Origin of the sequence: Candidatus Phycosocius bacilliformis (assembly GCF_003112735.1) — a bacterium.
GTDB classification, from domain to species: domain Bacteria; phylum Pseudomonadota; class Alphaproteobacteria; order Caulobacterales; family Aquidulcibacteraceae; genus Aquidulcibacter; species Aquidulcibacter bacilliformis.
This window is the reverse complement of record NZ_BFBR01000004.1, coordinates 196,101-222,030: the sequence shown is the minus strand read 5'-3', so window position 1 is coordinate 222,030 and position 25,930 is coordinate 196,101. Positions and strand designations below refer to the sequence as shown.

At 57.4% G+C, this 25,930-nt stretch carries 24 protein-coding genes; 15 read left to right on the top strand and 9 right to left on the bottom strand.

Annotation, left to right across the window (positions count from 1 at the left end):
- Positions 1-21 precede the first annotated feature (21 nt).
- Complete coding sequence (locus tag PbB2_RS08195) at positions 22-1,569, bottom strand: acyl-CoA carboxylase subunit beta (protein WP_108984819.1); 1,548 nt, start codon at positions 1,567-1,569, stop codon at positions 22-24.
- 49 nt (positions 1,570-1,618) lie between these two features.
- A complete protein-coding gene (locus PbB2_RS08190; protein ID WP_108984818.1) occupies positions 1,619-2,413 on the bottom strand; it encodes a tyrosine-protein phosphatase in 795 nt (264 codons plus the stop codon).
- Positions 2,414-2,422: 9 nt separating this feature from the next.
- On the opposite strand from PbB2_RS08190, the gene PbB2_RS08185 reads away from it, so the two are divergent.
- Entirely contained in the window at positions 2,423-3,187 is a 765-nt protein-coding gene (locus PbB2_RS08185; RefSeq protein ID WP_108984817.1) for an alpha/beta fold hydrolase, read from the top strand.
- A 147-nt stretch (positions 3,188-3,334) separates the two neighbouring features.
- Positions 3,335-3,760 carry a hypothetical protein gene (locus PbB2_RS08180; RefSeq protein WP_108984816.1) on the top strand — a complete coding sequence of 142 codons (426 nt, stop codon included), beginning with the start codon at positions 3,335-3,337 and terminating at the stop codon, positions 3,758-3,760.
- Between the two features lie 300 nt (positions 3,761-4,060).
- Here the strand turns inward: PbB2_RS08180 and dapB are convergent, their stop codons facing one another.
- Both dapB and PbB2_RS08170 read right to left on the bottom strand, forming a co-directional pair.
- Entirely contained in the window at positions 4,061-4,867 is an 807-nt protein-coding gene (dapB, locus tag PbB2_RS08175; RefSeq protein ID WP_108984815.1) for a 4-hydroxy-tetrahydrodipicolinate reductase, read from the bottom strand.
- Positions 4,868-4,891: 24 nt separating this feature from the next.
- Positions 4,892-5,839, bottom strand: a complete 948-nt coding sequence (locus tag PbB2_RS08170; protein ID WP_108984814.1) for an AraC family transcriptional regulator — start codon at positions 5,837-5,839, stop codon at positions 4,892-4,894.
- A 128-nt stretch (positions 5,840-5,967) separates the two neighbouring features.
- Between PbB2_RS08170 and PbB2_RS08165 the strand changes: the two genes are divergently transcribed.
- Positions 5,968-6,804, top strand: a complete 837-nt coding sequence (locus tag PbB2_RS08165) for an SDR family oxidoreductase (protein ID WP_108984813.1) — start codon at positions 5,968-5,970, stop codon at positions 6,802-6,804.
- A gap of 78 nt (positions 6,805-6,882) precedes the next feature.
- On the opposite strand, the gene PbB2_RS08160 is transcribed toward PbB2_RS08165, so the two are convergent.
- A complete protein-coding gene (locus PbB2_RS08160; RefSeq protein WP_238164919.1) occupies positions 6,883-7,605 on the bottom strand; it encodes a DUF4386 family protein in 723 nt (240 codons plus the stop codon).
- Between the two features lie 172 nt (positions 7,606-7,777).
- On the opposite strand from PbB2_RS08160, the gene PbB2_RS08155 reads away from it, so the two are divergent.
- The 4 genes from PbB2_RS08155 (at position 7,778) to PbB2_RS08140 (ending at position 11,627) form a co-directional block, all read left to right on the top strand.
- Positions 7,778-8,665 carry a LysR family transcriptional regulator gene (locus tag PbB2_RS08155; protein ID WP_108984907.1) on the top strand — a complete coding sequence of 296 codons (888 nt, stop codon included), beginning with the start codon at positions 7,778-7,780 and terminating at the stop codon, positions 8,663-8,665.
- A gap of 277 nt (positions 8,666-8,942) precedes the next feature.
- Positions 8,943-9,923, top strand: coding sequence for a VOC family protein (locus PbB2_RS08150; RefSeq protein WP_192576241.1), 981 nt, complete (start codon positions 8,943-8,945; stop codon positions 9,921-9,923).
- Positions 9,920-10,855, top strand: a complete 936-nt coding sequence (locus tag PbB2_RS08145; protein WP_108984810.1) for an alpha/beta fold hydrolase — start codon at positions 9,920-9,922, stop codon at positions 10,853-10,855. Before PbB2_RS08150 ends, PbB2_RS08145 begins: the two co-directional genes overlap by 4 nt.
- On the top strand, positions 10,842-11,627 hold the full coding sequence (locus PbB2_RS08140) for an SDR family NAD(P)-dependent oxidoreductase (RefSeq protein ID WP_192576240.1): 786 nt from the start codon (positions 10,842-10,844) through the stop codon (positions 11,625-11,627). The genes PbB2_RS08145 and PbB2_RS08140 overlap by 14 nt, the downstream gene beginning before the upstream one ends.
- An 18-nt stretch (positions 11,628-11,645) precedes the next feature.
- On the opposite strand, the gene PbB2_RS08135 is transcribed toward PbB2_RS08140, so the two are convergent.
- Genes PbB2_RS08135 through PbB2_RS08125 form a run of 3 tightly spaced genes read right to left on the bottom strand, consistent with a single transcriptional unit; the run spans position 11,646 to position 14,501 of the window.
- The gene (locus PbB2_RS08135; RefSeq protein WP_133245758.1) at positions 11,646-12,377 is read right to left on the bottom strand and encodes a nuclear transport factor 2 family protein; all 732 of its coding nucleotides are present in this window, start codon (positions 12,375-12,377) and stop codon (positions 11,646-11,648) included.
- A 5-nt stretch (positions 12,378-12,382) separates the two neighbouring features.
- Complete coding sequence (locus PbB2_RS08130; RefSeq protein WP_108984807.1) at positions 12,383-13,447, bottom strand: nuclear transport factor 2 family protein; 1,065 nt, start codon at positions 13,445-13,447, stop codon at positions 12,383-12,385.
- Between the two features lie 7 nt (positions 13,448-13,454).
- The gene (locus tag PbB2_RS08125; RefSeq protein ID WP_238164918.1) at positions 13,455-14,501 is read right to left on the bottom strand and encodes a cupin domain-containing protein; all 1,047 of its coding nucleotides are present in this window, start codon (positions 14,499-14,501) and stop codon (positions 13,455-13,457) included.
- Positions 14,502-14,511: 10 nt separating this feature from the next.
- Between PbB2_RS08125 and PbB2_RS08120 the strand changes: the two genes are divergently transcribed.
- The 3 genes from PbB2_RS08120 to PbB2_RS08110 all read left to right on the top strand — a co-directional run bounded on the left by PbB2_RS08120 (position 14,512) and on the right by PbB2_RS08110 (position 20,000).
- Complete coding sequence (locus PbB2_RS08120; RefSeq protein WP_192576239.1) at positions 14,512-15,528, top strand: nuclear transport factor 2 family protein; 1,017 nt, start codon at positions 14,512-14,514, stop codon at positions 15,526-15,528.
- Complete coding sequence (locus PbB2_RS08115; RefSeq protein ID WP_108984805.1) at positions 15,525-17,129, top strand: sodium:solute symporter family transporter; 1,605 nt, start codon at positions 15,525-15,527, stop codon at positions 17,127-17,129. Before PbB2_RS08120 ends, PbB2_RS08115 begins: the two co-directional genes overlap by 4 nt.
- A gap of 222 nt (positions 17,130-17,351) precedes the next feature.
- Positions 17,352-20,000 carry a TonB-dependent receptor gene (locus tag PbB2_RS08110; protein WP_108984804.1) on the top strand — a complete coding sequence of 883 codons (2,649 nt, stop codon included), beginning with the start codon at positions 17,352-17,354 and terminating at the stop codon, positions 19,998-20,000.
- 63 nt (positions 20,001-20,063) lie between these two features.
- Here the strand turns inward: PbB2_RS08110 and PbB2_RS08105 are convergent, their stop codons facing one another.
- Positions 20,064-20,870, bottom strand: a complete 807-nt coding sequence (locus tag PbB2_RS08105) for an SDR family NAD(P)-dependent oxidoreductase (protein ID WP_305790455.1) — start codon at positions 20,868-20,870, stop codon at positions 20,064-20,066.
- 53 nt (positions 20,871-20,923) lie between these two features.
- Between PbB2_RS08105 and hisD the strand changes: the two genes are divergently transcribed.
- From hisD to PbB2_RS08080, 5 genes are read left to right on the top strand one after another with little or no spacing between them, the layout of a single operon-like run.
- The gene (gene hisD, locus PbB2_RS08100; protein WP_108984904.1) at positions 20,924-22,213 is read left to right on the top strand and encodes a histidinol dehydrogenase; all 1,290 of its coding nucleotides are present in this window, start codon (positions 20,924-20,926) and stop codon (positions 22,211-22,213) included.
- 7 nt (positions 22,214-22,220) lie between these two features.
- Complete coding sequence (locus tag PbB2_RS08095) at positions 22,221-23,225, top strand: LacI family DNA-binding transcriptional regulator (RefSeq protein WP_192576237.1); 1,005 nt, start codon at positions 22,221-22,223, stop codon at positions 23,223-23,225.
- A 35-nt stretch (positions 23,226-23,260) separates the two neighbouring features.
- Positions 23,261-23,959, top strand: coding sequence for an alpha/beta fold hydrolase (locus tag PbB2_RS08090; protein ID WP_108984802.1), 699 nt, complete (start codon positions 23,261-23,263; stop codon positions 23,957-23,959).
- Positions 23,956-25,107: a cobalamin-independent methionine synthase II family protein gene (locus tag PbB2_RS08085; RefSeq protein ID WP_108984801.1), complete on the top strand. Its 1,152-nt coding sequence runs from the start codon at positions 23,956-23,958 to the stop codon at positions 25,105-25,107. The genes PbB2_RS08090 and PbB2_RS08085 overlap by 4 nt, the downstream gene beginning before the upstream one ends.
- Positions 25,104-25,853 (top strand): HpcH/HpaI aldolase family protein, encoded by a 750-nt coding sequence (locus PbB2_RS08080; RefSeq protein ID WP_108984800.1) that lies wholly within the window; start codon positions 25,104-25,106, stop codon positions 25,851-25,853. The genes PbB2_RS08085 and PbB2_RS08080 overlap by 4 nt, the downstream gene beginning before the upstream one ends.
- Positions 25,854-25,930 lie beyond the last annotated feature (77 nt).

Genomic DNA, 25,930 nt, shown 5'->3' with positions numbered 1-25,930 from the left:
CGCCCAGAATGCGGCTTCCGCCTAAGGCCGCATATGGGTGCTGACAGGTCCGGTTTGTAACACGCGACGGGCAAGTCCTGCCCACTCACACAGAAGGGGGCGGGTATCGCGCGGGTCGATGATTTCTTCAGCATAGAAGCTTTCAGCGGTCCGGAACGGGCTGCGCAGACCTTCCATCCAGGCTTTGATCTCAGCCAAGCGGGTTGCAGGGTCTGGATGGCTCTCCAATTCGCGCCGGAAGGCAGCTTCCACCCCGCCGTCCATGGGCAGGCTGCCCCAATCTCCCGATGGCCAGCAGAAGCGGGCTTTGGCGCGCGAGGGGTTGAACATGGCCGAGCCCGCCAGCCCATAGGCTTTGCGCATTACAACCGCACAGAAGGGCACGCGGGCTTGATAGATGGCACTCATTGCCCGAATGCCCGCGCGGGTTACGCCCGCCTGCTCATGCTTGCGACCGACAGCAAAACCCGGGCAATCGACAAAATGCACGATGGGAAGATGGAAGGTGTTCGCCAGATCGACAAAGCGCTCCACCTTGCGGGCCGCATCGGCTGTCCACGCCCCGTCCAAGACATAAGGGTCGCCTGCCATGATCGCGACAGGCCACCCATCCAGCCGGGCAAAGCCGGTGATAATCGACCGACCCCACGCCTTGCCCATTTCGAAAAATGAGCCTGCGTCGACACAGGCTTCCACAATCCTGCGGCTTTTGTAGGGGGTTACGCGGTCGCGCGGCACGATGGAGACAAGGAATTCTTCCTTGCGGTCTATCGGATCGCGACTGGGCAAACGCGCGGGCAGATCATCAACCGAACCTGGCACATAAGACAAAAACCGGCGCGCCATCGCCATGGCTTCCAATTCACTATCGACGGCGTCGTCCACCACCCCATTGCGGGCTTGGATCTCCCAACCGCCCAAGCCTTCTTTATCGATATCCTCACCGATGGCGCGCGCCACAGGAGGACCTGCAACAAAGACCTGGCTCAACCCTTTCACCATGACTGAATAATGGCTGGCGGCCACGCGTCCAGCTCCCAATCCGGCGCAGGGACCCAGTGCCAGCGAGACGACCGGGATCTGACCCAGATTGGCGACCACAACCTCCCAGCCAGGGGTTTCGGGAATATAGGTGCGGGGGTCCTTTTCCAGCATTTTGACGCTGCCACCCCCGCCGGTGCCGTCGACCATGCGGATCAGCGGCATGCGATATTCACCAGCAAACTTCTCAGCCTGCACCATTTTCTGCCAGATCGCCGCATCAGCGGCCCCGCCACGCACGGTGAAGTCATCGGCGATCACACCGACAGGCCGCCCCTCGATCCGCCCGCGCCCCGTGATCATGTTTGACGGGGTGAAACTGGCCAAGCTGCCATCGGCGGCATAATCGGCCACCCCGGCAATCTTGCCAATCTCGTGGAACGATCCCGGATCAAGCAGGGCGTCGACACGATCCCGCGCGGTCAGTTTGCCTTGCGACTTTTGCCGGGAGACGCGCTCGTCGCCGCCCATTTTTTCAGCCAGCGCCTCACGGGCGCGCAAGTGGTCGATTTCGGGTTTCCAGCTCATGGGGTCAGTCTAGACGCCCGTGGCCGGTGTGCAAGCCGATGCCCCAAGGTCACCTCAGCAGATAGTCGGCCAGCGCGCGCTGTTTGGCGGCGTCGACCCCGATCCGCAGCAAATAGCCGTCGATGCCGCCATCGCGGGCCACCATCTCATCCCATGCCGCCTGCAGGAAGTCCTGATGCACCCCGACCATGGGTCGCAAGGCTTCGGGGTCTATCACCCGGTTAAAGCGATTTCCCATCATTTGGGCATAGCCGTGCACCAGAGCCGGGTCTTGGGCGACGTGATTGGTCAGAAGATAATCTTGCAAAATAGTGTCGGGGTCCACGCCCAGCGCGTGCAAGATCAGCCCACATAAGATGCCTGTCCGATCCTTGCCGGCGGCACAATGGATGACGACCGGCCCATGGCCTGCAACCAGCCGGTCGAATGTCTGGTTAAACAGCGCCAGATGTTGGGGCTCCCACGGGATGCGCCGATAGGATGATATCATGTGCTCATGGGTCGCTGCAGGACTAAGCTCGCCGTCGCGGATGAATTGCAAATGGGGCGGCAAGGTCTCCCCATCGCCATCACCCAGTGTGGAGGACAAGATATCGACCTCCAGGCCGTCGAGTTGGTTGGGTTGCAGGTCTCGTTCTTGACCGCGGCGCAAATCCACCACCACTTTGATCCCTGTTTGGGCGAAGGCTTCACGGCCCTGCTGGGTCAATTGCGCATAATTGGCCGAGCGGTACAAAATGCCCGCTTGCACCGTGCGACCAGATTGGGTTGGATAGGCCCCGAAATCACGGAAATTTCGGACGCCGTCAACGTGAATAAAGGGGGGCGGTAAGGATGAGGTCATCACATGGACATGGACTACACAACCTTCCGCTTCAAGACGTCTGACGGTCTAAACCTCGCATGGACTGAGGCTGGTGCGCCCAGTGGGCGACCCACATTGATCCTGCATGGCTTTCTGGCCAGCGCCCAGTTGAACTGGGTTGAGCCCGGATTGGTTGCTGCCATGGCCAAAACAGGGCGCCGCTTGATCCTGCCCGACTTTCGCGGTCATGGCCGGTCAGATGCCCCAAAGGATGCCGCCTTCTATCCCAAGGATGTATTGGCACAGGACCAAGAGGCGCTGTTGGCCCAGCTGGGAGTCACCGATTTCGACTTGGTGGGATATTCTCTGGGGGCTCGGATGGCGGTTCGACTGCTTGCCCGAGGCCATGTCAGACCGGGCAACGTGTTTCTTGGCGGGATGGGGCTGGCGGGTATCACCACGGTCGGAACACGTATGGCCTATTTTGAAGATGCGATCCGCAATGGTCCCAAGGCCCGCGACGCCCGTGCCGGAACCTATGTGCATGCAATCCTCAAGGACCGCGGCATGAGCCCGGAAGCAGCCTTGAATGTCTTGGGCACACAGCTTTCCACACCGCCGGACGTGCTGGCCAGCATCACCGTCCCGGTCGTGGTGGTCAATGGCGAACAGGATCAGGACAATGGCGATCCTGTGGCTCTTGCCGCTGGTCTGGGCAATGCCCGATGCCAATTGGTGCCCGGCAATCACCTCAGCGCCGTGGCAGAGCCTGCTTTCCGCGACGCACTGGTGGCGTTCTTGGGAGTGGCGTGACGACTTAAGGGCGCGTCGCTCGGCCAGAACGCCTCGGATGAAACCTTTTTAATCCCACCCTGTCTTGAACCCTGCGACGGGTGTTGCCAAAGCTCGCCCATCGCGAAGCGCTTTTGCTTCGCAGTCGAAACAAGTCTGGAGTGTGCGATGTTTGTCCTTTCAAAGCGGGATTTTGGCTTCGGATTGATGGGAATGTTCGGCACCACCACCTCCGCAGCCGCAGGGGAGACTGGTGGGCAGTCGCACGTTGGCTCGGTTGAACTAACCTTCTTAAAGGCCAATGATGGCGAAAACGATTCCTTGGCGCGCTTCATCAGACAAAACTGGTTTGCTATGGACCAAATTGCGGTTGAGCGCGGTTTGATGGTTGACTATCGACTCCTCGTCTCAACAGGCAACGCGCCTGATTGGGATATGGTTGTGGTGGTCGGCTATCCTAACCAGGATGGCTATACGGGAATCGCAAAGGAATTTGAGGCCATCCGAGCGGCTCATACGACCGTGCCAATCAATGGCAAGACGCTGCGCCAATTGGGTTCAATTGTCTCAAGTCGACGGCTAGTGCCAGGCTGACTTGATGGTTCGCACGGGGTTTGATCACCGATTCGCTGTCATCCCGGACGGCGAAGCCGATCCGGGATCTTGTGCCGCACATGCGCGAGGGGGTCCCCGCTCTGCGCTTCGCTCCGGCGGGGATGACATCGTTTAGAGAAGGTTTTTGTCTGGAAGCCCTTTGGTGCCCAATCTGATCACCAAAGCGGTTCTAAGTGGAAATCTATAGGCCGCTGTCATCCCGGACGGCGAAGCCGATCCGGGATCTTGTGGCGCACATGCGCAAAGAGGTTCTCTCTCTCCGACGGGAATGACCTGACCCTAAAGCCCCAGGACGTCAGCCATGGAATAGAGGCCGGGTTTCTGGCCTACAGCCCAGCGCGCGGCAGCCAGTGCCCCTTTTGCGAAAATGGTCCGGTTAAGGGCCGAATGGCTGAAGCGGATCACTTCGTCATCGCTGGCAAACATCACCTCATGCTCACCAATAATCCCGCCGCCACGCGCACTTGCATAGCCAATCTCGCCAGCCTTGCGCGCAGATGCGCCGCCATGGCGGTCATAGCTGGCCACCTCAGAGTGGCTGACATGCCGCCCCTCTGCTGCGGCCTGCCCCAACATTAGGGCTGTCCCGGACGGTGCATCGACTTTTCGGCGGTGATGCGCTTCAAAAATCTCAATGTCCCAGTCAGGTCCCAGCCTTTCGGCAGCCTGCTTCACCAAGCCCATCAAGAGATTGATCCCAAGTGAGAAGTTACCACTGCGGACAATGGCGAAATGGTGCGCGGCCTCAGCAATCTGGGCCTCTTGTGCGACATCAAAACCAGTCGTGCCCAGCACGATCGCACGCACGCGTGTGGCTCTGAGCGCATCAAGCGCCGACAGGGAAGCCGACGGTGTTGTGAAATCAACCCAGACCTCAGCTTTATGTGCGGCAGCTTCAGGACTGTCCAAACAGACCACACCCAAGGCGTCCCCCTGAGCCAGTATGCCCAAATCTGCCCCGAGAGCTGGATTGTCCGCGCGCTCGCTACCGCCGACAATCGCCAGACCCCGTTCGTCGCTGGCTGCGGCGATCAAAGCCCGCCCCATGCGACCGGCCGCCCCGGCTATGGCAAGTTGTATCGTCATACCCCATCGATAGTCCGGGCAGGGTCAGCGATGCAAGCGCCAAGGCGAGGCCTGATCCAGTTTTGCCTGAAGACGGAAGTCCTTGGGGGATTGGCCGACAATCTTCTTAAAGGCTTTGGAGAAGGCAAACGCATCACTGAAACCCGCCACACGGGCCACATGTTCCAATGTTTGGGGGGTCTCTGCCAACAGGTTCATCGCCCGTTGGACCCGCAGATTGCGCAGATAGCTTAAAGGTGTGTCTCCCATGGCGCGACGAAACCGTTCAGCAAAAACTGTGCGTGAGAGGCCCGCCCGCCCGGCCAGCGCGTCCAACGTCCAAGCCTCTGTCGGGTCTGCGTGCAGCGCGGCAACAGCCTTACGGATTTGCAGGTCGGCAATGGCATAGCTCCAGCCGGGCTTGGCATGGCCGATACGATTGACCATTTCACGTATCAGATAGGTGAAAATCACATCCAAAAGCCCGTAGATGATCGTCTGTCCACCCAGTGACGGTCGACGCAATTCCTCGTCCAATAGCCCGATGGTGAGGGTCAAAGGGTGGAAACTCCCGAGGCTTTGGGTGTTGAGGACAAACCAATCGGGGATTTCACGGAAGAGCGCATGGATTGGGTTATTCCAAAACTGATAAGCGCCGCTGATCAAACTGCTCGTCGCCGGGCACGGCGCAAAATCCGGACCGGGTTGAGCAAATTCCCCGGCGACAGAAACCTTGTGCATGGGATCATAGCTGCGCGATGTGCTCAGCACATGTGTGCAGCCACGGGCCATCAAGGCGACCGAACCAGCCGCTAATTCCAAGGGCTCGGCGAGGCTGGGGGCATGTATGTGGATTTGTCCGCGCGTGACGACATGCAGGCCCATGCTGCGATCACAGGGGAATTCCAACGCCGTCAAATCGTCCAGATTGCGCAAGTCCAATACGCGCCTTTTCAAGCCCGCCTCATGCAAAACGTCAGTTAGGAGATCCATTGCCCTGCCTGCTAGCTGTCATGCCAATCTATATTCCGAACTCATTGACATGAAAAATGAGATTTTAGCCATTCTTCATCCCACCTCACGACTTTAAATGCAAGCCTTCGAATTGAAGGAGAATCCCAATGTCAACAATTCTTGTGATCGGTGCCAATGGTACAGTCGGTACACATTTGGTCGGCCATTTAGCCGACATGGGCCATAATGTTCGCCGGGCCACCAGTCGGCCCCCTGAAGCTGCTGGAGACGTTCACCTCAATCTTGTGACGGGGGCAGGTCTTGGCGATGCTGTCGCTGGGGTTGATGCTGCATTCTTGCTCTCACCTCCGGGCCACACCAATCAGAACGTGCTGCTCAATCCGGTGATTGATCAGGCTGTTGCCAGGGGTGTCCGCAAGATCGTTCTGATGACGGCGATGGGGGCCAATGCGGACGAGGCCAATCCCTTGCGTCAAGTCGAGCGCCATCTGGAGCAATCTGGTCTGACCTATAACATCATCCGCCCAAATTGGTTCATGCAGAACTTCCATACCTTCTGGCTTCAGCCGATTTTGACGGAGGGCAAAATCCTGTTGCCCGTTGGCAAGGCGAAGGGCAGCTTTATTGACGCCCGCGATATTGCGTCGGTGGCAGCGGTCTTGCTGGCGACACCAAAATTCGACAATCAGGCGTTTGACCTCACTGGTGGGGAGGCGCTTGACCATGATGAGGCTGCAGCACTTCTGTCAGCGGCTACCGGGCGCCGGATCGTCTATGAGGAGATTTCAGAGGAGGACATGCTGGGCCAATTGCGGGCCGCAGGTTTGCCAGAAGACTATGCGCGCTTCCTCATTGTGATCCTCGGCTTTTTCAAGGCGGGCTATGCAGAAGCCGTAACTCCCGCTGTTGCTCAAATTACAGGCGTACAGCCGCGTCGCTTTGCCGATTATGCACAAGACTTCAAGGATTTATGGCTGGGGTAGGGCCTCTTTACAAATGCCAGTCAGGCGCTGGAGCAGCCAGGCTGGCCCGGATGTCGCGCGGGTATCGGGCGCGGGTGGCTAGCCGACCAAGGCAGGCACTTTCGGCTTTGTCCATGTTTGTCGTATGATGATTACGCCCAAAGCAAGAAGCCAGATATGCATCGCCGTGGTGGTCATCGCGATACTAATGCCTTCAAAGCCGAACAACTCGCAGGCGGGCAGGGCGACAATGATTGCGGTGACAAAGCCGATATAGCCAAGTAGCGGTGGCAGGTGTTTTTTCGTCACAATCAGAAGTGAAATGGTGAACAACCAAGCAGACGCCAACAGGGCGACACCAAGAACCTCCCCGATGGACCCGCCCCAGCTATTGACGGCGGTTTGAGTGATTTCAATGGCTCTCTGCGCGACTGGGTCCTGTGGGGCGGCGTAAGTTTCTGCTAAGTCGGTGGATGCTGTCAGCCAGCGAATGATGCCGATGGCGCGGGCGAGCGCAGAGGCGACCCCCAGTGATACTGCCAAGCTGACCAGAACCGATGGCCGCTCGCTCTGGCCATTGGCAAGCCAAGCAATGCTGGCCCCAACCACAATCCAGAGCAGGGAATAAAGCAGGTAAATGCCATAACCTAGGCGTACCTGGTCGAGATGTTCCAAGATCATAGGCAGAACCATGGCTGGAGGAAAATCCAGACTGGCGGGCCATTCGATGGCAGCCCCCAGAATGATCAAAGGCGCAAAGATAAGGAGCGCTTCGGCAATCACCAGAAGACCAATGGCGCGAACTGCGAGTCGGGATGTCATCAGCATGTCTTTCCGTTCAGGCAACAACAGCGAGGTGTCATCTCAAAATCTGCTGGTTGGCCTTGGGTTGGCGGGTCGTGCGACCGTCGCACTAATCAAATCTGGATGCGATTGACTTAAATTGAATAATCAGCATTCATTTTTGAATGAATTGCCGTGGAAAGGTGACGCGATGCAGACTCTCGACTGGTCCCTGATTCAATCCTTTACGGCGGTTGTGGAAGCCGGCTCGCTGGCCGGTGCCGCGCGCCTGGCACGTGGCAGTCAACCAACAATGAGCCGTCATATGGCGGTGTTGGAGGCCAAGCTTGGTGTTCAATTGTTTGACCGCACCGGGTCAGGCCTTGTGCTGACACCAACCGGCGTTGCTCTGTATGAAGAGGCCCGGCGCATGGGCGAGGCATCCAAACGCTTTGCCCTAACAGCCGTTGGTCAGGCTGAGTCGATCGCTGGCACCATCCGGATTTCAGCCAGCGACATCATGGCGACGTGGGTCTTGCCGCCTCTTTTGACCAGACTCAATCAGCTTGAGCCCGAGATAACAATTGAGTTGGTCTCTTCGGACCAATCTTCCAATCTTTTGATGCGCGAAGCCGATATTGCGGTGCGTATGTTCCGCCCTACCCAAGCAGAATTGATCACGAGGAAGGTGGGATCTGTCAAAATCGGTATGTATGCTGCACGGAATTATCTTGACCGTCACGGCATACCGCAGTCCCCGGAGGACTTGAACAATCATGTCTTAATCTGCGGCGATCGCAACACCGAGATTGAGGATGGTTTCAAGGCGGCGGGTGTTGATCTACGGCCTGAAACCTTTCGCTTTCGCTGTGACAGTCGCCATGTTCAGTGGCAGATGGTGTTGGCCGGATTTGGGATCGGCTTTATCCAAAGGGAGGTCGGCGATTATGCACCTGATATCGTGGCGGTTTTACCACACCAATCCCTGGCCGACTTGCCGATCTGGCTGACGTGTCACGCCGAGTTACGGACGAGCCGCCGCGTCCGGCGGGTCTATGACTTTCTCGCGGCAGAGCTTTGCCGGGGCTATGGTGCCTAGGTCCGTCAGGCGTAAGCCGCCTATTCCTTGAAGGCTTCATCCTGCCATTAAACAGCCCTGCATGCTGCGGCACGTATCTTCAGAGAGGCTGCCCACTAAGCATGTCACGTTGAGCCTGAAAAAAACGACACGTCGCTGGCTTGGGCCCAGACTTGGGACAGAGGCCGTTCAATGTGTCCGGTCGTTTGTGCTTGACCGAGTTGGGACGGCGGTTACCATCGCGCTGGACCATAAAGACCCGCCGGGCGAACCCGTGCGACCGATAGGGAGCTTCAGCGTGATCAAAGGATTGCACCATGCAGGTCTGAGTGTGGCAAATCTTGAAGCGGCGATGGCTTTCTATCAGAGTGCGCAAGCCTTTGAGCTGATCAGTCGCTTCGCCGTGCCAGATCGTACCGATTTACGGGTGATGATGGGGGTGGCCAATTCCCAGTGCGAGATTGCGCTCTTGCGCGGTCCGACCGGGTTTTTAGAATTATTTGAATTCGCCTTTCCCACACCGAGCCATGGGCGGCCCAATGTTTTTGAGGCTGGCCTGCGCCACATATGCATCCAAGCAGTGGACGGCAACCAGCTCTATGATGACCTAGTCTCCGCCGGGGCCAAGAGCCACGCGAGGCCTTCAGGACTGGGCACCGGCAATCTCTATTGTTACGTGCGGGACCCTGAGGACAATATCCTCGAGCTTGAAGGTCTGCCTTATGCTGAAGGCGTCGAAAGCCCGCCTTGGTTTGCCCATGTGGCTTTGGTCACGCCTGATATCAAACGCCTCTCAGATTTCTACGCAGAGGTGACAGGTGCACCCGTGCATGCTTCGGGCCACTTTGGCCCAAATCGCAAATATGATGTGGTTGCTGGCTTGGATGATATTGTCTTTGACGGGGCTTGGGTCAAAGCAGGCCCCTTGACGCTTGAGTTTTGGCAATATCATCAGCCACCGACTTTATCCAAACCCAAAGCGGATGCCTCTGGCCTGGGCTGGAGCCATTTTGCGCTGGAAGTCGATGATCTTGATGCTGACTACCACCGCCTGATGGCGGCCGGGGTGGCGTTTCACAGCCCGCCGATGAGCAATGGAGCCGTTCGCTTTGTTTATGGCCGAGACCCGGACGGCAATGTTTTTGAGCTTCTCCAAGTGCTCCCCGGCCATGAGCATCTCTCACTTGATTGGGTGAGCGGAAAGGATCTGCCTGCCCAGATTGATCAGCTGGTTGCGCACTATTACCGCAGCCGCAATAACACCGGGGTCGGTGGATGATCGGTCCCGGCCTGACGGATGGGGAGCTTTTTCAGACTGGCTTTCAGTCCATCAACTCGGTGCGATTGCATGTCGCGCGCAGGGTCGGGGGAAATGGGTCTGCCCTGCCTGTCCTGTGTCTTCATGGATTTCCCGATATCTGGACGATCTGGCGCGAAACGGTTCGTCACTTGCCAGCCGACAGGCTCTACATCATGCCTGACCAGCGCGGTTATCATCTTTCAGACAAGCCTGAAGGCTTGGACGCCTACGCCCCCGAACGCCTATTGGGGGATATCAAAGAACTGATCATGGTCCATTCCCAAACAGGCCGTGTGGTTCTGGCCGGTCATGATTGGGGTGGGGTCTTGGCCGCTTGGTTTGCGGCTCGCTTTCCTGAGCACGTACACCAACTCATTTTGATAAATGCGGTTCATCCTGCAGCCCTACAGAAAGCCTTGATCCTAGACGGTGATCAGCGGGCGGCCTCAGCCTATATGGCTGGGTTTAAGTCTGGGGCGTTGGAAGCTGCTTGGCAACGCGACCCCAGCAGCAATCCGTTTACAGCCTGGTTCCAACAAGCCGCCAGTGATGGTCGTATGCCGGCCGATGAAGCCGCACTTTATGCCAAGGCCTGGGCGGACCCCGATCGTTGGCGGGCGGCGATTGACTGGTATCGGGCCAGCCCATTTGACCTTGACGTGGGTCCTGACCTGCCTGATTGGGTGCAGGCAGGCGATTGGCACGTCACGGCACCCACGCTTCTGATCTGGGGGGAGGCTGATCCTGTCTTTACAGCCAAAACGCGTGAGGCCATGGCCAGTTATTTCAACCAGCTGACTGTCGCATGTCTGCCCGATATCGGGCACAATCCCCTACGTGATGCACCGGCCCGCGTGGCGGCCGCTATGGCTGGTTTTCTTGATCAAGGACACGATGATGGCGAACACTAATTTGGGATTGCTTGGGCGGGTGGCCATGATCACCGGGGCAGCCCGCGGCATCGGCCGGGCTGCCTTGCACCGAATGATCGACGAAGGTGTGCATGTGCTGGCATGGGACGTCGATCCGGCATGGGCCGAAGAGCTCAAAACCATTCCAACACCCGATCATGTGCAAATCCGTGCCTTTATTGGCGATGTTTGTGAAAGTCTGGCTTGGCAACAGGCCGTGGCCAGCGCCCTCGATCATTTTGGTCGGCTGGACTTTTTGTTCTCAAATGCCGGGATATCGGGGCCAGCACAGCCGGTCTCACGCTATGAGGAAGCAGACTTCGACAGGGTCATGGCGATCAATGCACGGGGGGTCTATCTCGGCCTCAAATATGTCGGCCAGCACCTAAGCCAGCAGGGCCGGGGTGTGATCGTCAATGTTGCTTCAATCAGCGGGCTCGGTGGGGGCGGCAATATCTTTGCTTATACCGCCAGCAAGCATGCGGTCATTGGCATGACGAAATCGGCTGCGGTCCATTATGCGCCACTTGGGGTGCGGGTTGTAGCCGTGTGTCCGTCTCCAACGGACACGGACATGATGGCCTATGCAGAGCGCGCGGTGATGCCCGACAATCCTCAAGCCGCCCGGCCAATCTTCACCCAAGGTATACCGATGGGCCGCTATGCCCAACCCGACGAGATCGCCAGTGTTTTTGCTTTTCTGATCTCAGAGCAAGCGTCCTTCCTGACTGGCACGATTGTGCCTGTCGATGGTGGATGCATGGCGCGTTAGATCGCGGTTAGGGTGGGTTTAGCCCTCGTCGGTGAGCAGGGTCTCAACGGCAATTCTGCCATCCACACTGTTCAGAAGACTGCTGCCGGTCACGCGGGTTCGTACGCCTTGCCCATCAATGCGGCCCCATTGCCAGAGCAGGGCGATATGGCCCCCAAAGGCGACTTCACGTTCAAAAATGATGTGCGACTGGGGATAGGTCAAAAACTGCTTCAACCACCATGCCTTCAGATCACGGAGACCGCCACGATCCTCAGGGCCCTGCCAGACCAGCCCGTCGTGATAAAGCTGTTTGAGGCTTGCCAGGGACCGGCCATTCCAGAGTGTGTGAAGCTGACAACTTGTCTCGCTAAAGCCCGATAGCGGCCCAGGTCCGATTTGCCCGCGCCCAGAATCCAACTCACCCAAAAGGCCATGATGGGTAGAAAGCGGTGTTTCGGCTTTTCCCTGCGTAATCACCACATCGGCAGCGATGCGATCATTCTCGTACCAGGCCCAATGGTGTCGGCGAACCCGGACGCCATCGGGCGATAGCCATTCCAGATCGACAAATGTGTCGGTTCCGGCATGTATGGTCACGTCCCAGCCTTCAAACCGGGCCAAGTCTGACAGAATTGCCTGACGAATGGCGCTTCGCCCGAACAGCCGCCCACCCTGCTGCCGCCGAATGGCGCGGTGCAGATAGAGCCGATCAAGGGCTGCAACATCGTGATCGAGATAAAGTGCGCTGAGCAGGTCAACAAAAGTCATGGCTGTCACGACCCGCCACTCAGCTGGTGCCACAGGGCGATCTCATCAAAAATCGTTGTCTCGTCCACAATCACACCGTCCAATGTGCGCCAGTGACTGACCGCGAGGATATAAAGCGGCACTCCGGTTGCTGATCCATAGAGTCCGGTGCTGTCGTGGCGTCCGGCCAGACTCCAGCGGACCGCAATGTCGGTATAGGGACCTTCTTGGACTGCGCCGACGTGATCCACCCGTATCCGTGCACCTTGGGACATTGAGAGGAGCGCGCCAATCCATCCTGAAATCTCACCATGCCCAAACAAGTAGCGCGCGTCAGGGCCTGCCCAATGCGCATGGGGGGCATAAACCTCCCGCACCCGCGCCAACCGCCTCAAATTCCAGATTTGCGCGAAGACCAGATGCGCAAATTCTTCAGGCTTATCAGCAGGATTGGGGAAGGTCGGCGTGGAGAATGCCGGCATGTTCTGGGATAGGATGTCGTCCATGTGCCGCTGGCGCCAATCAGCAATACCCAGACGCGCAGCTGGCGAAAGCGTGGCTTGTGCCTGGCCTAAGGTTTTCGCGCATAAGCCCAAGTCACGGGCGATCTTCGCATTGTCCCGGACGAGCCATTCTTCAATGATGCGATTTTCGCGGCACAAGCAGTCAGCGATGGTGGTAAAACAGACTTGCCGCCCAGTTGGGGGCCCAAATTCGCCATCGCCAAGATGGGTGGCATGACTGGTGATGCGATGGGATGAGTGATAGCCCGCCGTTTCGTTCCCCGACCAAATGACCGCTTCACCGACCAGAGTTCGGTCGGGAAAACTATTGAGCGTCTTCAACGTCCCGGCAATCACGCCATCGACCCCGGCGACTTCCCCACTCATCAAATGGATCGGACAATCGGCACCATAATGGGTGGTGATCAGGCCTATATCTTTTTCTTCCCAGATCCGATGGGTGCAGCGGATGATATAATCCACAATATCGACATAGAGATCATCAAAGCCTTGCAAGGGCTGTCGTCGGGGTCCTTGGGGACCTAACAGGTCAGAAATGTCACGGCCATAGAGGCCCAAAGCAGTCATCGCGGCTTCAAACTTTCTTCACGACATGAATGAGGCTGTCGGCTGCGGCAATGATAGCAGGCTGGCGACCCAGGGGTATGGACAAAGTATCGCCCGCGGCAAGATCCAAGGCGCCATCATCGCACACCAGCTTGGCGGCACCTTGATGAATGAAGATAACGCTGCCGGCACAATCGGTCAGCAAATCACCCGGCTTAAGGCTGACTTGCGACAGGGAGAAGCCATGTTCGCCGCGCAATATGCCATCCTTATGGATGATCGGGTGCGAGCCAGGTTTGGCCTTGGCCACAAAGCCTGCTGCCTCCGCAGCACTTGGCACGTGTAAAGCGGCAACTTGCTCAGCAGTGGTTTCCGGCATGATGGCAGCGTCTGGGGGAACTTTTTGACCGGCAATCGTATCAATCAGTTGGCCTGATTCCAACAGCACGAGCCCATGTTCGCGGGCGAGCCGAAAGACCTCCGGGGCCCACAAGACGCGACCGGGATCATCTTCGCCCAACACGGCCCAAAGAAACCCCGTATCGCTTCCGATATTGGTAAAGCCACGGAACATGCCGGTGGGAATGGAAATGACATCCCCAGGCCCCAGTTTGACCTGCGCATCTTGACCATACTCACCAAGGTCAAAACGCCAGTGCCCCGAATGCACCAGAAACACTTCTGCGGTGTCATGGCTGTGTTGGGAATTGACACAGGCGGGCGGCTGGCGTGCGCCACCGATGTTAAAGCCGTGCGGTTCGGCAATATGAACATATTGTTCTGGGTTCTCCGAGACGCCCGGCCCAATAATGGTGAAATTTTCCTTGGCTTCAGACCCAGGTGTTCTGCAGTCGATAAAGGCGTTGTAGCAGGGACGCAGATCAACATAGCGGACAAGTCGCGCTTCCCAATCCCGCCGTGTCGTTAAGTCCTGCGATTCTGGGGCGGTAGAGACAAAATCTTGGGTCACCCAAACCATCCAATCAGCTGAGCCTGCCAGTCCACAGACATTTTCAACACCCCAAAAGCGTCGGGCCTCAAAATAAGGGTTTACGACCGTTGCATTCGAAGTCAATATGCTTTGGATGATCGATCCAAAAAACCTGAAGCGCGATTACTGGCAGATTTTGCAAACCAACAGCGACATGGCGACCCATGTCGATCGCTTGCTGGGGCATCTTTATGCGTCCAATGCAACGCTATCTGTCTGTGCGCCGTTCGACCGCAGTGCCGGAGATGCTCTGGTGGGGCGCGAGGCCATCAAGCAGCATTTCTTCGCGCCTCTTCTGGCCTCCTTTTCAGGTCTTGAGCGGCGAACAGACATTTTGTTGCAGGGCCAGTTTAAGGGCGGTGACTGGCTGGCCAGTTATGGCTGGCTGGTCGGTCGTTTCGACAGGCCATTTTTCGGACTTAAGCCGACATCGCGATTCCACTGGCTACGTTTTGGCTGGTTTGAGCGGGTTGAACAGGGGCAGGTGGTTGAAAGCATTGTCCTTCTTGATATCGCCCGCTTGCTGATTGAGTGTGGTGCCTGGCCTCTGCGGGCGCAATTGGGCGAAACGTGGTCGCCGGTGCCGCGGACGCAGGATGGGCTGGGGCTTGTGGGCATCGACCCTACGGAGGGTGACAAGAGCTTGAAGCTGGTCGAGGCCATGATTGCAGGTCTGATGCGTTATGATGGAAAATCCCTCAAAAGCATGGGGATGACGCAGTTTTGGACGCCAGAATTTTATTGGTACGGCCCAGGTGGCATTGGCAGCGCCCGTGGTCACCACAATTATGAACAAACCCACCAGCGCCCATTTCTGACCGCCTTCCCTGACCGGATCGGCGGCAATCATCGCTGCCGGATTGGCGAGGGGACTTATGTCGCGTCCTCGGGATGGCCCAGCATCAATGCCACGCATGCCGGAGACGGCTGGCTGGGGCTGAGCGCAACGGGCAAGCGTATCACGATGCGGGTGATGGACTTCTGGCGTCGTGACGGGGATTTCTTGGACGAGAATTGGGTCTTCATCGACATGGTCGATCTTCTCAAACAATTTGGCATTGATCTGTTTGCTGACCTTGGTGCATCGGCGGAGCCGCGGGGGACACAATGAAATTTGAAGCACTGGATTGGGCAATCGTTATCGCCTTTTTGATCGGCAATCTGGTGCTTGGCTATATTCTTGGCCGCAAAGTCACCACCGCGAAGGAATTTAATCTCGGCAGCGGCAACACACCTTGGTGGGCCATCGGCCTGTCTGTGATTGCAACCTATATCAGTGCGCTGTCATTCCTGGGTGCACCGGCTTGGGCCTATAAGGACGGTCTGGCAGCTCTGGCCATACATCTGAACTATCCGATTGTTATCATTCTTGTAACCGGCTTTTTCCTGCCCTTCTTTTACATGAGTGGCGTCGCCTCGATCTATGAATATCAAGAGCGCCGGTTTGGTCAGCTTTCGCGGGCCGTGATGTCGTCGATCTTTTTGGTGACGCAGGGACTTTCCACCGCAGCCATTCTGTTTGCCACGGCCCTTGTGTTGAAGTTTATCACCGGCATTTCCATTCCTGCGGCTGTGGTCATCATCACCATTATGGCGCTGATTTACACAACCATGGGCGGCATGCTTGCTGTGATCTGGACCGATGTCTTTCAGGCCGTTGTATTGTTTGGTGGCGCGATCATCATTCTGATCGCTTTATTTGTATCCATGCCCACCCCGGTCGGTGAGGTATTGGCGCATCTGAAGCAATTGGGACGCCTCAGCGCGATTGACACAACCCCGGACCCAACCGTCGCCACAACGATCTATTCAGGCCTTTTGGGCATGACGCTGTTCCACATCACTGTCTATGGTGCCAACCAAATGATGGTTCAGCGCACGCTGGGGGCCAAGAGTATTGGCGATGCCAAGAAATCCTATCTGTTGATGGGCTATGCCGCGTTTCCAATCTATTTCCTCTTCTTTTTCATCGGTGTGCTGGCTTATGGCTATTATGACGGTAAGCCATTTGATCAGCCCAATCAGATCATTCTGCAATTTGCCGCTGAATCAGGCGTTCCAGGCCTTCTGGGCATTTTGGCCGCGGCAGTCCTTGCTGCCTCTATGTCGACTTTAAGTTCGGCGTTTAACTCCATGGCAACCGCCAGTGTCGTCGACTTCTACCAACGCTACTTCAAGAAAGATGGCGATGATGCCCATTATTTGCGCGCGACCCGGTATGCGACAGTGTTGTGGGCTGTCATCATCATTGGCCCGGCGATCCTCTATGCCCAGTCCAGCGGCTCGATCCTTGAGGTCTTAAGCAAGATTGGCAGCTATTTTGTCGGTGCCAAGCTCGGCATGTATGGCTTGGGATTTTTTTCCAAACACACCACCGAACGTGGCCTCATGGTAGGTGTGGTGGCGGGCTTTGCCATCATTTCGTTTGTGGCCACGCAGACCGAGATTGCATGGCCCTGGTTCTGCCTGATCGGAGGAACAGCTACCATTGTTGTGGGCTGGACGGCCAGCCGCCTGCTCGACGGCAAGCAAGCCGAATGGTCACCTTTCTCGGTGCCGGGCCAGCAAGCCCGCTTTGCGCGCGAGGGCAGACCGCTCAAGGATGGCAATTGGAACACCATGCCCGGCGCGATTGATCGGCAAAGCCTTTGGCTCTTGGCCTATCTGGCGGCAACCTTGGTGGGGCTTGCGCTGTTTGAGCATATGGTCTGATCTCATCAGGCTTGCATGCGCATGCGTATAATCGATCCAGCAATCAGTACGCCACCGTCTATGGACGCGGGCCGTGTCGACAATTCTGCAACACTTGTCTGATTCTCGTGCGTAAGTGCCCATTTTTGTGTCTGGGGTTGGGATCAGCCTGATAAATTCTGCTTGCATTCGAAGTCATTATGCAATCATATCTTTGCACGAAAAACCGAGGGGGATCTTGCGATGCTTAATGATTTCGTCACTCACGCGACAAGAAAGACTCTTTTAGCAACCATTTCAGGCTTGGCATTTGTGGTCGCGACCCCAGCCTTCGCCCAGCAAAGCACATCTGAAGCCACGGCCGAGCCCGAGCGCGGGATTGAGACGGTGGTTGTGACTGCCCAGCGTCGGGAAGAAAACCTGCAGAATGTCCCGCTGTCGGTTTCGGCCTTTAGCGCGGCTCAGATCCAGTCGCGCGGTTTGACCGATATGTCGCGTCTGGAGAATGCGGTCCCTGGTTTGACTTTCGGCCGTTCGGGCGTGGATGCGCGTCCGGCCATACGCGGTGTTCGCACTGAAAATGTTGGCGTCAATGGCGATACCACCATCGGCTTCTTTATTGACGGGGTCTATCAGTCGCGCGCCGCCCAAGCCACTTTGGGCTTTGTCGATCTTGAGCGTGTTGAAGTGCTGCGTGGGCCTCAGGGCACCTTGTATGGCCGCAATACGTTCGGTGGAAACATCTCGATTGCGACCGCTCAGCCCCGGCTTGGCCAGTTCAAAGCGGGGCTCGACGTGACGGTCGGCGAGAATAACAAGGTGCGGATCGAGCCGTTTGTGAATATCCCTGTGTCTGACATTGCTGCTCTGCGGATCAGTGGTGTGTCTGAGGATGATGATGGTTACGTCAAAAACGTGAACCCAAGCGGCAATAATCTGTTTGACGAAAACACCCGTTATGCTCGCGCGGCCCTCTTGCTGAAGCCGACCGACAGGTTGACCGCCACAATCAAGATTGACCGGGGAAGCCGGGGTGGTGCCGGCGGATCAGCCTTTGGCTATAAATTGGTGGGTACGTTCTTTGACGTCCCGTCCAACCAGCAATTGTTCAATGCAACACCGATCCGCAATCTAAACACGCGTGGCGGTAACCGTGACGGCGTGGTCGATGCGCCATTGACGATTGATGCCGGTATTCCGTTGTTTGCTGCTGGTGATCCGTACACGATTGATACCGACCAAAAAACCGTGTTGGATCTCACATCCAAGAATACCAGTGTAAACATCACCTATGATTTCGACAGCTTCACCATCAAGTCGATCACAGGCTTTGCCGATTTTGTCGCGGTGCGAACCTCTGATACTGACTTTTCGGCCAGTACGATTGGCACCGATTACCAGCTGACATCGGCTGAGACCTTCAGCCAGGAATTGCAAGTTCTTTCGCGTGGGAACGGTCCGCTCAGCTATGTGGTTGGGGCCTATTATTTCGACGATAAACTGCGGGGCGTCTTCATCAACGAGCAGGTCGCCCGCACAGTCCGGGGTGTTGGTGCGCCGGTATCCCTGCCTGTTGCAGGGGCAGGTTTCTATGATGAGCAGCGTGCCGACACCAAGTCGATTGCCGCTTATGCCCAAGGCACATATGCGGTTACCGAAGCCCTGAAATTGACCGCAGGCCTGCGCTTTACCCGCGACACCAAGGACTTCCGCTTCGCCAATGCTGCGGCGGTTCTGCCCCTGACAGGGACCCCGCCCACACCAGTCGGCACTGCCATTACCCTGCGCACCGGCGGCATTCCCGACAGTGCCTTTGGGTCACGTGGGGTAGCCACCAATTGCGTGTTCGCACCCACGGCGATTCAGCCGCGTCCGGGTTTTGCCTGCTTGGCGTCCAACCCGGCCGTGCTGACAGGGGCAACCTATGACACAGCCGAGTTTGAAAAGCTGACATGGCGTCTGGCAGCGGATTATCAGATCAGTGAGGACCGCTTGATCTATGGTTCGGTGTCGACGGGCTTCCGTTCGGGTGGCTTCAACTCTGGTCAAAATCAGGCGGCGCTGACCCCGACCTTCAAGCCCGAAGAAGTGACGGCGTATGAAATCGGCAGCAAGAACCGCTTCCTCGACAATAGTTTGCAGCTGAATGTTGCTGCCTTCTTCAATCAGTATGACAGCCTGCAAGAGCAGCGCCAGATTCCGGCCGGCAATACCACCTTGTCGATCATTGAAAACAGCGGGAAGGCAGAAGCAAAAGGGGCTGAAATCGAGGCTGTGTGGCGGCCGATTGATGATCTCACGTTGAACCTGTCACTGTCGGTACTCGATGCCAAATACACCGACTATACCAATGTGCCCCTGCCGTTTGGGACCTCGATTGTGGTGGCTGATGCAACCCAATTGACCCCAACTGTTGTGAATGGCGTCACCATTGCCAATGCCGGACAGCGTCGCATCTTTGCTCCTGGCTATAAATGCGGTCCTGTGCCGGGGACTGGGACGGGCGCGCCTGGTGCACCCGCCTTGGCTTTCGGTTGTGACCTGACGGGCAAAAAGCTGCCATATGCTTCGGATTATTCGGGCAGCTTCTCGGCGCAATATGTCTTTGACCTGGGTGGTCTGGGACAAGTCACGCCGCTGGCCGTGCTGACCTTCAACAGTGGCTTCTATGGCCAGCCAGCCAATTCGATCCTTGACAAGCAGGACGCCTACACCAAGCTCGATCTGCGTGTGACTTGGGACATTAATGACAATTTGTCGCTGGCGGCCTTCGTCAATAATGTGACCGATGAAGCCACGGCCCAACGCTTTGTTTGGGGTGGCGGTGGTGCCTTGCAGGCCAGCTATGCACCCCCGAAACTTTGGGGGATCAAAGCCAATCTGCGCTTCTGATCATCTGTTCATAACATGCCGTGAAGGGGCTGGGGCCGGTTTGGCACCGGCCCCTTTTTCACTCTAACGCGCCGTCCAGCCGCCATCCACCAAGAGGCTGGTGCCGGTTACCATTTTGGCTGCCGGACTGGCGAGATAGACAATTGCTGCGGCGACATCTTCGGGTTGGCCCAGTCGACCCAGCGGGATCATGTCGGTCACAAAGGCCATAAAGGCTGGATCATCCAGCATCGGCTTTGTCATCGGGGTTTCGATAAAGGTGGGTGCCACGGAATTGACCCGTATTCCGCGTGGAGCAAGCTCGACGGCCATGGCCTTGGTCAGGCCTTCAAGCGCATGCTTGGTCATGCAATAGACGGTGCGTTTGGGTGAGCCGACATGGCCCATCTGGCTGGTGACATTGATGATGGAGCCACCTCGCCCATGCTCCAACATAGATTTTACTGCGGCTTGAGCCACCAGAAACGCCGCACGCACATTGAGATTCAGCATGCGGTCCAGCGTCTGCGTGTCGACGTCTTCCATCAGCATGGGGTGATTTGTGCCAGCATTATTCACAAGAATATCAATATCCTTGCCGGCAAGTTCTGCGACAAAGTCGGCGTCGGTAACATCGCCGACCCACGGCTCAATCTCTGTGTGATGGGCTGCCAGCGCCTCCAGCTCCTCGGCGTGGCGCGCCACAGCCAGAACGTGGGCACCGGCTTCTGCAAGAGCCAGCGCAATGGCAGCACCCAGCCCCCGACTGGCACCTGTTACAACCGCTCTGGCTCCTGAGAGGCCCGCAGCCCAGCTTGGAATCTTGGTTTGTGTGCCCATTACTGCATCCTGTTCACTATCACGCGATTTCGCCTTTGCATTCGCAGTCATTTCCGTTAGCCTATCCCTCAATTCATTCCTAAGACAAGTTGCAGGAGGCTCTTTTGGCCAGATATCTCAAGACCGGAATCAGCGAAGACGCCGCGGCTGAGGCTGATGCCAGCGTCCGTGCCACTGTGGAAGCCATCATCCAGGACATCAAGTCCCGCGGTGATGCTGCCGTGCGCGACTGGTCGGCAAAGTTCGATCAGTGGGCTCCAGACGACTTCCGCCTCGACGGGCAAGCGATAGAGGCCGCTTATGCGGCGCTAAGCCCGCAGACAATTGACGACATTCGCTTTGCTCAAACCCAGGTCCGCAACTTTGCCCAGATCCAGCGCGACGCACTTCGTGATGTCGAGGTTGAGACCTTGCCGGGGGTGGTGCTCGGCCACAAGAACCTGCCGGTGAACAGTGTTGGATGCTATGTGCCCGGCGGGAAATATCCTCTGGTGGCGTCTGCGCATATGAGTGTGGTCACCGCCAAGGTCGCCGGTGTAAAGCGCATTGTGTCGGTCGCCCCACCCTATCAAGGCGCGCCCAACCCGGCGATCGTCGTGGCCATGCATATGGCTGGCGCTGATGAAATCTATTGTGTCGGCGGGGTGCAGGCCGTTGCTGCCATGGCCTTGGGGACGTCGTCCATCGCGCCCGTCGACATGATCGTCGGGCCGGGGAATGCTTATGTTGCCGAAGCCAAGCGTCAATTATTTGGTCGCATTGGGATTGACCTCTTGGCTGGGCCAACCGAAACGCTGGTGATTGCTGATGACAGCGTGGATGGCGAATTATGTGCAGCAGACCTCTTGGGCCAAGCCGAACATGGTCCAAACTCGCCTGCGGTTCTGTTGACCAATAGCGAAAAGCTGGCACGCGACACTTTGGCGGAGATTGACCGCCAACTGACGATTCTGCCCACCGCAGCCATCGCTGGGAAAGCGTGGGCCGATTATGGCCAGGTGATTGTTGCAGACAGCTATGAGGAGATGGTGACCATTGCCGACCAAATCGCGTCCGAGCATGTTCAGGTGATGACGCGCGATCCTGATTATTTCCTCACCCATATGACCAATTATGGCGCTCTCTTTCTGGGCGCGCGCACCAATGTCAGCTATGGCGATAAAGTCATCGGGACCAATCACACCCTACCAACGCGCGGCAACGCCCGCTTCACCGGCGGACTGTGGGTCGGCAAATTCATCAAAACCTGCACATATCAGCGCGTCTTGACCGATGAGGCCAGTGTGATGATAGGGGAGTATTGCTCACGCCTTTGCGCCATTGAAGGCTTTGCAGGCCATCAAGAGCAGGCAGACATCCGGGTGCGACGCTATGGCAAAAAAGAAGCCGCTTGATCCAAATATGACCGAGAAGGTTGGGGTAACTTCCTATGATGTTGCCCGGCGGGCAGGGGTCTCCCAGTCCGCGGTTAGTCGGGCTTTCCGTCAGGGGGCCTCTGTGGCACCCGCAACACGCGCCCGCATTGTCGAGGCTGCGCAGGCACTGGGTTATGAGCCCAATGCCATTGCCCAAGGCCTAATCACCAAGCGCTCAAATCTGGTTGCGATCATTATTTCCAACCTGACCAATCTATATTATCCCGAAGTCCTTGCTGAATTGACCCAACGCCTTTCCCAGCACGGCGTGCGCGTCCTTTTGTTCAGCCTTGCCGCTGAATCTGACGTCGAGGAGGTCCTGGGGCAAGTCTGGCGCTACCGGGTTGATGGGGCAATTGTTGCAGCCCGTCTGTCTACGGAGCAATTATCGGCCTTTGCCAATCGTGGGGTTCCCCTCGTTCTGTATAACCGCATTGGCGAAGGGGTCCCTGTGGCCAGTGTCTGCTGTGACTCTGACTTGGGCGAACGTGCCTTGGTCGATGGTTTGGTGCAGGCCGGACATCGCCGTTTCGGGATTATTGGCGGACCCGCCGATTCCTATGTCGGGGAAGAACGCGCCAATGCTGCTATCAACCGCCTTGCCCACCATGGCCTAAAGGCTGAATTTGTCCGGGGTCAGTTTGATTATGAAAGTGGCGGCGAGGGGCTGAAAACCTTGATGGCGCGGACGGATAATCAGCTGGATGCCCTCATTTGCGTCAATGATCTGATGGCCATTGGCGCGATGGATACAGCACGAAACATCATTGGCCGGAAAGTTCCGGGGGAATTGTCCATCACAGGATTTGACGGGGTCAGTCCCGCCACCTGGGAGGCCTATCAGCTAACCACAATCCGTCAGCCGGTCCGCCGGATGACCCAAGCCGCTGTAGCCATGTTGCTGGAGCGGATCGAAAGCCCGGACATTTCACCCGAACAGCGCGTCTTTGCGGGGGAATTGCTGTCGGGGCGGTCGGCACGCCTGTTGTGAGTGGCCAGCCCAGCCTTGTATGGATTCCCGGTCACATGTGTGATCGCAGGCTGTGGCGTGATTTGGGCGCAATCAATTCATTCCCGCACGTCTATGCCACGATCAACGTGTTGGATCGCATCGACCTGTTAGCCCGCAATTTGCTCGACACAATTCCAGGCCCAATTGTGCCAATTGGCTTTTCCATGGGGGCCATCGTTGCCCTTATGCTGGCCAAACTCGCGCCAGAACGCGTTTTGGGCCTGATCCTGTCCAGTACCAATTGCACGGCCGATCTGCCTGAGCGGTCCGCGGCCCGCTTGACTCAACAGGCACAGGTCCGCGGCGGAGATTTGGAAAAAGTCGTGCGCGACGAACTTAAGCCTCATTATCTCAGCCCCGCCACACAGGGCGAAAGACGCCGCGATATTCTGGATCTAACACTTGCGATGGGCCTTGATCTCGGCCCTGAGACTTTCCTCCGTCAAAGTGAGGCACTGCGTACCCGTCCGGGCTTGTGCGACGTGCTGGGCAGCTTTGCGGGTCCCAGCCTGATCATCGCGGGCAGTGATGACACCCTGTGCCCACCGGCTTGGCATATGGCCATGGCCGCCCGTCACCGTCGGGCAAGCTATGTCGAGATTGCTGATGCTGGCCATCTCGTGCCGCTGGAACAGCCCGCAGCCTTCACTGCCGCCATCGAGGACTGGCTTGTCCATCCAACAACCAAACTTCATCAGGAGATCAATGCATGAGCGCGCACATCCTCACCACACATGTCGGATCTTTGCCCCGTTCCAAAGCGGTGACTGACCTTATTTTTGCCGCTGAGCGTGGCGACCCCATTAACCGGGCAGAGTTTGATGATGTGATTGGTCGCGCCGTGGATGAGACTGTTGCCCAACAAGTCCGTGCTGGAATTGATCTGGTCTCGGACGGGGAAATGTCGAAGATCTCCTATGCCACCTACATCAAAGATCGCATCACGGGATTTGATGGTGACAGCCCACGGACCCCACCCTCGGACCTCGAGGCCTTCCCCGGATTTTTAAAGCGGCAGGCATCGAGTGGTGGGACACCCACCTACAGACGGCCCAAATGTATCGGCCCAGTCGCCGTCAAGTCGATGGAGCCGCTGCAAGCCGATCTCGGCTTCATGGCCTCAGCCATGGCCAAGTATAAGCCAGTTGGCGGGTTCATGAATGCTGCCTCCCCCGGCGTTATCGCCCTGTTCCAGCCCAATGAGCATTATCCGACCCAAGACGCCTATCTTGAAGCTCTCGCTGAGGCCATGCGGCCTGAGTATGAGGCGATCGTCGGCGCAGGGCTGATCCTTCAGCTTGATAGCCCCGATCTCGGGCTTGGTCGGCATATGATGTATAAGGATCGGACCGATGCTGATTATCTCAAACTGATTGGGACCCATGTCGAGGTGCTCAATCACGCCCTCCGCAATGTCCCGGCGGATCGGGTTCGGATGCATGTCTGTTGGGGGAATTATGAAGGACCGCATCATCATGATGTTGAAATGGGGGTCATCCTGCCCACTCTGATGCGCGCCAAACCAGCTGGCCTGTTGTTTGAGACTTCCAATCCCCGCCACCAGCACGATTGGAATTATTTCGTGGAAATGGCCAATATCATTCCGGAGGACAAAGTCCTGATCCCGGGCGTGATCGACTCCACAACCAATTTTATCGAGCATCCGCGTGTGGTTTGCGAACGGATTGAGCGCTTTGCAGGTATCGTCGGGCGGGACCGGGTCATTGCCGGAACCGATTGTGGCTTCTCGACTTTCGCCGGCTTTGGCGCGGTCGATCCCGATATCGTTTGGGCCAAACTCAAGACCCTGGCGGAGGGGGCTGCTCTGGCGAGTTCACGGCTGTGGGGTCGGGCAGCATGAATCCGTTCGCCGACAGGCTTCGCGCCGGTGACATCATTGCCGCGACCTGGGTCAAGACGCCCAGTCCAATCATTGTCGAAGTGCTCAGCCTCACGTCTCTGGACTGCCTCGTTTTGGATGCCGAGCATGCCCCTTTTGATCGGGCAAGCCTTGATCTGTGCATTCTGGCAGCGCGGTCCTATGCCAAGCCGGTGCTGGTGCGTCCCCCGACTTCCGGTCATGAACATATTCTCAATGCGCTTGATTGCGGGGCAGATGGCGTGGTTCTGCCCCATATCCGCAGTGCGCAAGAGGCGGCAGAGGCTGTTAAAGCCTGCCATTATGGTCCAGGAGGTCGCGGCTATGCCGGTTCAAGCCGCGCGGCCGGCTACACCACCAAGGGCATGACCAAGCATCGCGAAGCGGCCAAGCATGTCGTGATAATTGCCCAGATTGAAGATGTTGAGGCGGTCGAGGACATTGAGGCCATCGCCCGTGTTGACGGTATTGATGCTTTGTTCATCGGTCGCGCGGACCTCACAGTGGCCTATGGTGCTGCCACGCCCGATGATCCGATTGTCGTGGCAGCGGTTGAAAAGATTGTCGCAGCTGGCCAGGCGGCAGGGCGGGTTACAGGCATGTTTCTGGCGCGATCGTGCGATGTGCCACTTTGGCGCGACCGCGGCGCAAGCCTGTTCGTTTTGGGCTCGGACCATGATTTCATCTTGCAGGGGGCCGCAGCTTTGGACAAAGCCATTCGGGGCTAGACCTTGAAGACCTGAAGCGGGTTCACGTCTTGGCGATCATGACTTGCCCTCGCCCACCAACAGGCCCATATCCGCCC